This is a genomic window from Yersinia sp. LJYL362, from assembly GCF_048323875.1.
Genome location: NZ_JBLWEX010000136.1, coordinates 1 through 11372 on the forward strand (window position 1 = coordinate 1; position 11372 = coordinate 11372).

An 11372-nucleotide genomic window follows, 5' to 3' on the forward strand; every position below is an offset into this window, starting at 1 on the left:
TAGACTCGGCGCGGGATGGTCAGGCGCAGCAGTTCCAATGGCGATGGTTTTTGTTTACCGGTTTGTGGATCACGGCCTAGCAGCAATGATCCAATTTCCACACTGCGAATACCTGCTTCCAGATACAACGCATTATTTAGAGCCTGTGCCGGGAATTGTTCGGCTGGAATATGAGGCAGCAGGATTTTGGCATCGACAAACACCGCATGACCGCCGGTAGGATATTGAATCGGAATACCGCCAGCACGCAGCCGCTCGCCCAGATACTCTACCTGCCCGATACGATAAGTCAGGAAGTCTTCATTCATCCCTTCTTCCAGCCCAATGGCCAGCGCTTCCATGTCGCGACCGGCTAATCCACCGTAAGTGACAAATCCTTCCATCGGCACGCAACGGATACGAACGTCGTTAAATAGATCTTCATCGGTGCGGAAGCAGCACAAACCGCCAATATTCACCATCGGGTCTTTTTTGGCTGACATGGTGAGCATGTCGCCGTATTGATACATTTCCAGAATGATCTCTTTGATCGACTTGTCGCCATAACCTGGCTCGCGTTGTTTGATAAACCAGGCATTTTCACAGAAGCGGGCGGAGTCGATGACCACCGGAATATTATGCTGTTGAGCAATTCGATACACTTCGCGCATATTGCTCATTGAAATTGGCTGCCCACCGGAACTGTTACAGGTGACGGTGGTAATAATTGACACCACGTTGTCAGCGCCATATTCGGCAATTGTTGCTTTCAGTTGGTCTAAATCGAAATCACCTTTCCAGTCATAATAAGCCACAGTATCAAAGGCTTTCGGGGTGACGACGTTGATAGCTTTAGCACCATTCATCTCAACATGAGCGGCGGTGGTATCAAAATGGAAGTTGGAAATAAAGACCGGGTTCTTGGCGCCACCGGCTTTTTGTTTTTTCGCAATCAGGCAAGGGAACAGGATTTGTTCAGCGCCACGGCCCTGATGTGTTGGAATAGTAAATGGATAGCCAATCAGTTTTTTAACCTGGTCACACAGGTGATAATAATTACGTGAACCGGCGTAGGCCTCATCACCCATCATTAATCCAGCCCACTGACGGTCACTCATCGCCCCAGTGCCGGAGTCAGTCAATAAATCAATATAAACATCTTCACTTGGTAATAAGAATGGGTTATAGCCCGCTTCAATCAATGCTTTCTCACGATCTTCCCGATTGGTCATCCGAATATTTTCGACCATTTTAATGCGGAAGGGCTCAGGGATGCGTTTCATGGCTTATTACTCCAAATATCATTTTTTTTGGATATAGATATACCGTGGCTAATAGGATTGGCTAAAATTAAAAATAGCGATCCGTATTACCTATGACGGCAACAAAATAAAGAAATGAGTTTTTTCAGCCTAAGCTGAATAAGCAATGGAGGAATTAACGTGGGAAATCGTTGGCGAGGCGGTAATCGATATTAAACCAAGCTCGGCTGTCGCCGGAGATGCGTGCTTGGTAACGCAATGCAATGCGTGTCATAAGGCGCTCTCTAGGTGTGGATGGTGAATGACAGCATACCGTTGTTTAAAAAATAAAAAGTGACCTTCTGCACAAATTACAATCAATTAAAACTGTATTAGAGGTATTAATATGTATGTAATCTAATGGCTTAGCATGCTGTTATATAACAGATTGATTGATATGGAATTTGGATTTTATTATCAGAAATGAGTGACGGAGAGATGATTTTTTTGATTAGGATTTTTATAGAGTTTTAATTGTTGGGTCAGGGGTTTCCTGACACCAACAATAGACTCACAAAATTAACTTAAAAATAATTAACGCAGAAATTCTGGTTGTTGTTTTTCGTATGCTGAAATATTACTTTCGTGCTGTAAGGTCAGGCCAATACTGTCTAAACCGTTAATCATGCAATGACGACGGAAACTATCGATTTCGAAAGAATAACTTTTTCCACCGGCATTCACTGTTTGATGTTCTAAATCGACAATAAACTCGATACCTTCATTCTCTTTAACCAGTTGGAATAAGGTATCAATATCACCCTCATTTAATGTTACCGGTAATAATTGGTTATTAAATGAATTGCCGTAAAAAATATCAGCAAAGCTGGGGGCAATAACCACTTTAAAACCGAAATCGGTTAATGCCCACGGCGCATGTTCGCGCGATGAGCCACAGCCGAAATTCTCACGAGCCAACAGGATGGTTGCGCCCAGATAGCGAGGCCGGTTCAGCACAAACTCAGGGTTGGGCACTTTGCCGGCGTCATCGAGAAAACGCCAGTCGTTAAACAGGTGCTGACCAAAACCGGTGCGCGTCACTTTTTGCAAAAACTGTTTTGGGATAATCGCGTCGGTATCGACGTTTGCCGCATCTAACGGTGCGACCAAACCCTTATGTTGAGTAAAACCAGTGTGTTGAGTAGATTTAGTCATAGTGGTGTCTCCGGTTAGTGGGTGGCGGCTTCTAAGTCGCGAACATCAGCAAAATGACCACTGACAGCGGCGGCGGCGGCCATTGCTGGGCTAACCAAATGTGTGCGGCCACCACGGCCCTGACGGCCTTCAAAGTTACGGTTGCTGGTGGAGGCACAACGCTCTCCGGGTTCCAGACGGTCGTTGTTCATCGCCAAACACATGGAACAACCGGGCAAACGCCACTCAAAACCGGCTTCGATAAAGATTTTATCCAAACCTTCTGCTTCGGCTTGCGCTTTCACCGGGCCGGAGCCGGGCACCACAATCGCCTGCACACCGCTGGCCACTTTACGCCCTTGCGCCACTGCGGCGGCGGCACGTAAATCTTCAATACGCGAGTTGGTGCAAGAACCGATAAAGACTTTATCAATTGCGACTTCGGTCAATTTGATACCGGGGCGTAAATCCATATAAGCCAAGGCTTTTTCGGCTGAAGCGCGCTCAACGGGATCACTAAAGGACTCGGGTGCCGGGATGATTTGATTGACTGCAATTACCTGACCCGGATTGGTGCCCCAGGTGACTTGCGGCGCGATATCAGCGGCATCTAAGGTCACGACAGTATCAAATTTAGCGTCAGCATCAGATTTCAAGCTGCGCCAGTAGGCCACGCCTTGTTCCCATTGCTCACCGGTCGGGGCGAATTGACGGCCTTTCAGATAGTTAAAAGTGGTGTCGTCCGGTGCGACTAAACCGGCTTTCGCGCCCATTTCAATCGCCATATTGCACAATGTCATGCGGCCTTCCATGCTCAGAGCTTCAATCGCGCTGCCACAGAACTCCACCACATGACCGGTACCACCGGCGCTGCCGGTTTTGCCGATAATGGCTAACACGATATCTTTGGCGGTAATGCCTGGGCCCACCTCACCATTGACTTCGATTTTCATGGTTTTGGCCCGACCTTGTTTCAGTGTCTGGGTGGCCAATACATGTTCAACTTCTGAGGTGCCGATACCAAATGCTAATGAGCCAAATGCACCGTGGGTCGCGGTATGGGAATCACCACACACAATCGTCATTCCCGGCAATGTCATTCCTTGCTCTGGGCCAATCACATGGACAATGCCTTGGAATGGGTGATTCAAGTCATACAAGGACACACCGAATTCAGCACAGTTCTTGATAAGTTCCTGCATCTGAATGCGCGCCATTTCGCCGCTGGCATTGATATCTTTAGTTTGTGTCGAAACGTTGTGGTCCATGGTGGCAAAGGTTTTACCCGGCTGACGCACCGGGCGGTTCATGGCCCGCAAGCCATCAAAGGCCTGCGGCGATGTCACTTCATGCACTAAGTGGCGGTCGATATACAACAGCGGTGTTTCATTCGGCGCTTCGTAAACGATATGTGCATCATATAATTTCTGATATAACGTCTTGTTTTGATATAAAGTATTGCCCATCTTAAACCCCCTCGGCTACGAATTTGGCGATGATATCGCCCATTTCATTGGTGCCGATTGCTTTGCCATCACCGGCTAAATCAGCTGTGCGATAGCCTTGTTCCAATGCTTGATTGATGGCGTTTTCAATCGCGTCAGCCGCGTCGTCTTTACCTAAACTAAAGCGCAACAACAGGGCTAAAGAGAGAATTTGCGCGATGGGGTTGGCAATGTTTTTGCCTGCAATATCCGGTGCAGAACCGCCAGCGGGTTCGTATAAGCCAAAACCTTGTTCGTTCAGACTGGCAGAGGGTAACATGCCCATAGAGCCGGTAATCATGGCGCACTCATCTGACAAAATATCGCCAAACAAGTTAGAGCACAGCAAGACGTCAAACTGGGATGGATCTTTAATTAACTGCATGGTGGCGTTATCAATATACATATGGGACAACGCAACATCTGGATAGTCCGCCGCAATAGCGGTAACGACTTCACGCCACAGAATGGAACTCTGCAACACATTGGCTTTATCAATGGAAGTAACTTTGCCACCGCGTTTGCGAGCGGACTCAAAAGCAATGCGGGCAATACGTTCAATTTCAAAACGATGGTAAACTTCGGTATCAAATGCACGTTCGTGCATACCCTGGCCTTCACGACCTTTGGGTTGACCGAAATAGATACCGCCGGTTAATTCGCGCACACACAGAATGTCGAAACCTTTCGCCGCGATATCACTGCGCAATGGGCAGAAATCTTCTAATCCCTGATACAAACGCGCAGGGCGCAAGTTACTGAATAATTTAAAGTGTTTGCGTAATGGTAACAGTGCTCCGCGTTCAGGTTGTTCAGCCGGTGGCAAATGTTCCCATTTTGGGCCGCCTACTGAGCCAAATAAAATGGCATCAGCTTGTTCGCATCCACTTACTGTTGCTGGCGGTAACGGGCTGCCATGACGGTCGATAGCTGCGCCACCGACATCATAAACGCTGGTTGAAATCTTGATGCTGAAACGCTGGCGCACGGCAGCCAATACTTTATTTGCCTGAGCCATTACTTCAGGGCCAATACCGTCTCCGGGCAAAACGGCAATATGATAAGTCTTAGTCATGTTCACACCATTTCCTGATTATTTTGTTGCAGACGCTGCTTCTCGATTTCTACTTGATGAGCGCGCCAGATGTTATTTAATACGTGAACCAACGCCTTGGCAGATGACTCGACAATATCTGTAGCCAGCCCCACGCCGTGGAAGCTGCGGCCTTTATGGTCAACCACGATATCAACCTGACCTAGTGCGTCTTTACCCTGACCATTGGCAGACAGTTGATATTTCACCAGTTCAATGGGGTAGTCGGTAATGCGGTTGATGGCTTGATACACCGCGTCAACCGGGCCATTACCTGTGGCGGCTTCTGATTTGATTTCTTCACCACAGACCAATTTCACTGATGCGGTCGCCATCACACTAGAACCAGACTGCACACTGAAATAGTCCAAACGGTAATGCTCTGGCTCTTCCTGCTGCTTATTGATGAATGCCAAGGCTTCCAAATCGTAATCAAAAACTTGGCCTTTCTTATCCGCCAGCTTCAGGAACGCGTCATACAAGGAATCCAAATTATAGTCTTTATCCTGATAACCCATCTCTTCCATCCGGTGCTTCACTGCGGCACGGCCCGAGCGGGAAGTTAGGTTTAACTGCACTTCTTTCAAGCCGATGGATTGTGGGGTCATGATTTCGTAGTTTTCGCGATTTTTCAGCACGCCATCCTGATGAATACCGGAGGAGTGAGCGAATGCATTGCTACCGACAATGGCTTTGTTTGCAGGGATTGGCATATTGCATAATTTACTGACCAATTGGCTGGTACGGTAAATTTCTTGATGATTAATATTGGTATGCACGCCCAGCATGTTTTCGCGCACTTTAATCGCCATGATCACTTCTTCCAGTGAACAGTTACCTGCGCGCTCACCCAAACCATTAATAGTCCCTTCGACCTGGCGTGCTCCGGCTTGCACCGCGGTAATGGAGTTGGCAACCGACATGCCCAAATCGTCATGGCAATGGACAGAGATAATGGCTTTATCAATATTCGGTACACGTTGATACAAGTCAGTGATGATGCCACCGAATTGATATGGTGTGGTGTAGCCGACGGTATCAGGAATATTGATAGTGGTCGCGCCTGCATTGATCGCGGCTTCTACGATGCGGCACAAGTTGTCAATGGGGGTGCGGCCAGCATCTTCGCAAGAGAATTCTACGTCATCGGTATGGTTGCGAGCGCGTTTCACTGAATGTACCGCCATCGCCAACACATCATCAAACGAGCGCTTTAACTTGGATTCAATATGTAAGGTAGAAGTCGCCAAAAACACGTGGATACGGAATGCCTCGGCAATACGCAAAGCTTCTGCGGCAACATCTATATCTTTATCTACACAGCGGGCCAAGGCACACACCCGGCTATTTTTCACTTGCTGCGCGATGGTGCGAACGGATTCAAAATCGCCAGGTGAGGAGACCGGGAAACCGACTTCCATGACATCAACACCCATTCTTTCCAGCGCTAACGCGATTTGCAGCTTCTCTTTAACACTCAAACTGGCCTGCAATGCTTGTTCACCGTCGCGCAAGGTTGTATCGAAAATAATGACTTGTTGGCTCATGGGTTATTCCTTGTCGTGTTTACATTTGCGCTTAGCGGGTAAAAAAAAACCCGCGCATTTGCGCGGGCTTGTTAATCTTGATGACTGAATCAGTTCTGATTTCCGTCCACCAACATACCGCGCAAGTGAGATGCGTTAAGTAGTAGGCCTAGTAGACGGGTTGAGTAGAACTTCATTTTTCAGTTTCTCATTAGTTAAAATATTGCGTTGCCTAAATTGATACGTGAATTTTATGGATGTGTCAACATTTGTTTAAAATGGCGTGTTCAACTGGTTAAGCGGACTATAAATTCCTTATAACGACATATAAAACCTAAAAGTTAAACTTTTAAGTTTTATCATCTGAAAATACAAGTTATTTTTTTTACTTTGTTTGGTATAACGTTAAAAATATGGATTATTGTTCTATTTACGATTTTATGAACGGATGGGCTATTTACTCTCAGCCTATGGCCTGTTAAAAAACGCGTTAGGGGATAAAAGCGCTGAGAAGTACTACCTGTAATAGTTTAATAACTAAACGTTCCAACAGCAGGGAATCTTATTTTTTATTTATATAGGTAAGGTTTTCATATGTATTATATTTTATCTTATTACTTGGATTCGTTCATGGCTTTTATATTTTCTTACTATTTATAATAATTACAACTAGAACAATGGAGAAATCCCTTGATGTTTTTGTTTTTTTAAGTGTAATTAAGAGTTAATAAGTTATAAGTGGAGAATTTATTATTCATTAATGCCATAGTTGTTAATCCTCTCATTTTGTGATGTGATCATATTAAGGTTATATTTTAATGCTGATAAGTTATTGTCTCGGTATTGATAATGTAGATTGGTTTTATTCACCATGCAAAATACTTTGCATATGTTTGTTGTTTATATGTGTGTCTATGGATATTTACTGATCACTAAATGCATTAGGTGTGATTTATGTTTTCACACTTATACAAGGATGAACCTCTATTTTATCTCGCCGAGATATTAAAGAGAATATTGGTATCATTAATGATAAGTGTCCAAAGATATTTTGAAACAGAGATAAATATCTATGAGGTTATTTATTAATCATGCCATCTGCATAAAGCTTAGTGGAGTTAAGCATGTTTGAACACAACTTAGTAATCGACAGTCAAGTCACCAAAAAAGAAGGGAGCGACGTTCATTTACGCAGTGTTGACCTCAATCTATTAACTGTTTTTGATGCTGTGATGCAAATGCATAATGTCACGCGCGCAGCACAGTCGCTGGGAATGTCCCAACCGGCGGTAAGTAATGCCGTTGCTCGCCTCAAAGTGATGTTTAATGATGAATTGTTCGTGCGTTATGGTCGCGGTATTCAGCCAACTGCCAGAGCGCGACAGCTTTTTGGCCCGGTTAGACAAGCACTGCAACTAGTACAAAACGAGTTGCCAGGTGCGGGGTTTGAAGCTAAAAATAGTGGTCGAGTATTTAATTTATCTATTTGTAGCCCTCTGGATATCAGGCTGATAGCACCGATTATACAGCGGGTTAATCAATTAGCACCTAATATTCAGCTCATTGTTAGATCTTATCTTAATGAGAACATTGAACATCAATTACGTTATCAGGAAACCGAGTTTGTGATAGGTTATACCAAATTCGAACGTTCCGATTTTCATCATGTTTCATTATCCAATGATGAATTAGTTTTAGCTGTGTCTAATAATCACCCACGTATTGATGATTCAATTACACAAGAACAACTCCTTTCTGAATCGCACGCGATTGTCTCATTGGATAAAGTAGGTTCTTTCAGTCAACTTTATTATGAATCAGCCATTAACACCCAAACTATTGCTTATGAAAGTACTGATATGAACAGTGTGCTAAATATTGTATCTCAAACTAGCTTTGTCGCCATTGCGCCTCGCTGGTTGGTTCAAACATACAGTGAAGCGCTTAATTTGAAACTTATTTCCTTACCTTGGGAAGAAACATGTCGCCCATGTTACCTCACCTGGCATGAATCAACAGATAGAGATAAGGGACATCAGTGGATGAAAGAACTACTCAGTCAGCTTAGCATTCCTTCTTAAATTATTATCGTTAAGTCCTGCTGCTGAAGTTGTCTTAATTCTCAGTGGCAGGCACAGGCCACAGTCACCCTTAACACTATTATACTCGTCATACTTCAAGCTGCATGTGTGTTGGCTACGTTCATTACTCGACCTGTCCATGGGCCAGCGCAAGCGCTGTTCAAAATGGTTTACAACCAATTTGTCTCTCGTTTGCCGCCTTCCTGCCACTCGAATTACTTAGAGTATATTTCTGGTATTTAATTATTATCCCATCCAACCAAATACTTTTACCCGCATTCATCCCCTCTCTATTGCGCCGACTGCTCTATTTTTCGTCAAAATCGATTTCAGCTCACACTTCTACGCTGAATTTTATTTGCCATAGCCTATAGAGTGAGTAGACTGCGCGAAAAAAAAGTGAACGCATGTAAGCTGAAAGCTAACAGGCAACAAAGTGGTGTTACACTTTAACGAATGATTTCTCAGCGAGCTGCGATGTTATGACTCAAATATTAGATAAATATCACCTTGTGCGCCGTTTGCGCCAACAAATAAGCCAGAGAACCGACAAGGTCGCTTTCCGTGAATGGACGCCAGAAGGCGAAAATCAGCTGACCTGGCGGCAGATTGATACGCACGTAACGCGGATTTCTGCGGCTTTATTGTCTTTGGGCGCTGCCATCCAAGAGCGTATTGGGATTTTTGCTAATAACAGCATGGCATGGTCATTAGCAGATTTAGCTATTTTACAGATACGTGGCGTGAGTGTGCCGCTGTATGCCACGAATACTCCGGCTCAAGCGGCTTATGTCGTGAATGATGCTGATGTGCGTATTTTGTTTGTCGGTGGGCAAGCACAATTCGATGTTGCAATTACACTCAAGCGGTTGTGCCCGCAGCTTAGCCATATTGTTGTATTAGGTCCTGGTGTTGATTTACGTGGTTGTGAATATGCTCAACATTTGGCTGATTTTGAGCAACAGCCAGATGCCGTACAACAGCATCTATTAACCGCGCGTATAGACGGTTGCGATTTAAGTGACTTATTCACATTAATCTATACCTCGGGTACCACAGGGGAACCGAAGGGTGTGATGCTGGAATACCGAAACATGGCGGCTCAGCTCTACTTACATGACCAGCGTCTAACCCTAACATCTGAAGATACTTCTCTTAGCTTCCTGCCGCTGTCTCATGTGTTTGAGCGGGCCTGGAGTTTTTATGTTATGCATACTGGCGCGCAAAATGTCTATATCAGTGACACCAATTGGGTACGCGCAGCGATGCAGGCAGTAAAACCGACAGTCATGTGTGCGGTCCCGCGTTTCTACGAGAAAGTGTTCAGTGCCATTAATGACAAAGTTGCTCTGGCGAAATGGCATCGCCGGATGTTATTCCGCTGGGCGGTAGGATGCGGCGAGCGCAAATTTCAAAATTTGCAAAGTGGGCAAACCTCATCGTGGCTCTCTGAGCAGATGTATAAGCTGGCGGATCGTTTGGTATTGAGTAAATTGCGCGGTGTTCTGGGCGGGAAAGTTCGTTTTTTACCGGCCGCAGGTGCGCGATTGGATGACAATATCATTCTGTTTTTCCAGGCAATTGGCATCAATATCAAATACGGCTATGGCATGACAGAGACCTGTGCCACCGTTTCTTGTTGGGAAGAAAAAGATTTCCGTTTTGGCTCTATCGGTAAGCCATTGCCGGGGATCGAGGTGCGTCTGGGCGCTGAAAATGAAATTCAAGTGCGTGGTCCGATTGTGATGCGCGGCTATTTCAATAAACCCCAAGAGACGGCGGAGTCTTTTACGGAAGATGGATGGCTCAAAACAGGTGATGCCGGCGCATTAGACCCTCAGGGGAATTTATTCATCACCGAACGGCTGAAAGATTTGATGAAAACCTCGGGGGGGAAATACATTGCGCCACAGATGATTGAAGGCACCTTGGGTCAGGATCGATTTATCGAGCAGATTGCTATCATTGCCGATACCCGCAAATTTGTTTCGGCGCTGATTGTTCCGTGTTTCGAATCACTGGAAGAATATGCTCATTCGATAAACCTGAAATACCATGACAGATTAGACCTGTTACGCCATAGCCATATTGTTAGTTTGTTTGATCAACGGCTGAAAGATATGCAAAAAGAACTGGCAAAGTTCGAGCAAGTTAAGCGCTTTACGCTGTTGCCGCAGGCCTTCACGATGGAAACCGGTGAATTGACACCGACCATGAAATTACGGCGTAAAATCATTCTTCAGCGTTATCAGAATGAAATTGACTCTATGTATCGCGACTAACCCAGCAATATTTTCACTGCAACGGCCTCTATCTGTTCGACAATAGAGGCCGTTGCAGTCTTTCTGACCCGCAGTCTCTCTCCCCCTTTCTCCATTTGTGCGCAGTGACAATTTCATTGCATCCAATGCGTAAAAAATCTCAGCCTGATTTAGTTCTTTGATTAATGGATTAAGCGGCGTGAAAAACAAGGCGCTGGAGAGTCTGGCAGTGTTTTGTTTTTCTAATGAGGGAAAATTCAGTTTGTGACCAACACAATTGCTTTTAATCCAGATAATTGCTGTTTGCCTGCCAGAAATTCTGACGTTATGTTAATAAGTTAGTTATGTTAATAAACATTAGAACTATAACAAACAAAGATAGGAACACAGGGCGTTGTGCCTTTCCTACCGGATTTCGTGGAAATGATTTCCCGTTATCCAATGAGCAAACTAAGCCTGGAGGCAAAACCCATGGAGATGTTGTCAGGAGCCGAGATGGTTGTCCGATCGTTA

The 11372-nt window shown here is 45.1% G+C and carries 8 protein-coding genes; 2 read left to right on the forward strand and 6 right to left on the reverse strand.

Features of this window, described 5'->3' with window-relative positions; translation table 11 throughout:
• The 6 genes from ACNSO8_RS06220 to leuA form a co-directional block, all read right to left on the reverse strand.
• Positions 1-1262, reverse strand: a 1262-nt coding sequence (locus ACNSO8_RS06220) for a tryptophanase (protein ID WP_418394138.1), incomplete at its 3' end; no start/stop codon positions are given.
• A 154-nt stretch (positions 1263-1416) separates the two neighbouring features.
• On the reverse strand, positions 1417-1515 hold the full coding sequence (gene tnaC, locus ACNSO8_RS06225) for a tryptophanase leader peptide (protein WP_005156906.1): 99 nt from the start codon (positions 1513-1515) through the stop codon (positions 1417-1419).
• A gap of 299 nt (positions 1516-1814) precedes the next feature.
• Positions 1815-2435 carry a 3-isopropylmalate dehydratase small subunit gene (gene leuD, locus ACNSO8_RS06230; RefSeq protein WP_418394139.1) on the reverse strand — a complete coding sequence of 207 codons (621 nt, stop codon included), beginning with the start codon at positions 2433-2435 and terminating at the stop codon, positions 1815-1817.
• Between the two features lie 14 nt (positions 2436-2449).
• Complete coding sequence (gene leuC, locus ACNSO8_RS06235; RefSeq protein ID WP_418394140.1) at positions 2450-3880, reverse strand: 3-isopropylmalate dehydratase large subunit; 1431 nt, start codon at positions 3878-3880, stop codon at positions 2450-2452.
• 1 nt (position 3881) lies between these two features.
• Positions 3882-4973 (reverse strand): 3-isopropylmalate dehydrogenase, encoded by a 1092-nt coding sequence (gene leuB / locus ACNSO8_RS06240; protein WP_418394141.1) that lies wholly within the window; start codon positions 4971-4973, stop codon positions 3882-3884.
• A 2-nt stretch (positions 4974-4975) separates the two neighbouring features.
• Entirely contained in the window at positions 4976-6538 is a 1563-nt protein-coding gene (leuA, locus tag ACNSO8_RS06245; protein ID WP_418394142.1) for a 2-isopropylmalate synthase, read from the reverse strand.
• A 1103-nt stretch (positions 6539-7641) separates the two neighbouring features.
• Here leuA and leuO point away from each other — a divergent pair.
• Positions 7642-8598, forward strand: a complete 957-nt coding sequence (leuO, locus tag ACNSO8_RS06250; protein WP_418394143.1) for a transcriptional regulator LeuO — start codon at positions 7642-7644, stop codon at positions 8596-8598.
• A 482-nt stretch (positions 8599-9080) separates the two neighbouring features.
• Positions 9081-10880, forward strand: a complete 1800-nt coding sequence (locus ACNSO8_RS06255; RefSeq protein ID WP_418394144.1) for an AMP-dependent synthetase/ligase — start codon at positions 9081-9083, stop codon at positions 10878-10880.
• Positions 10881-11372 lie beyond the last annotated feature (492 nt).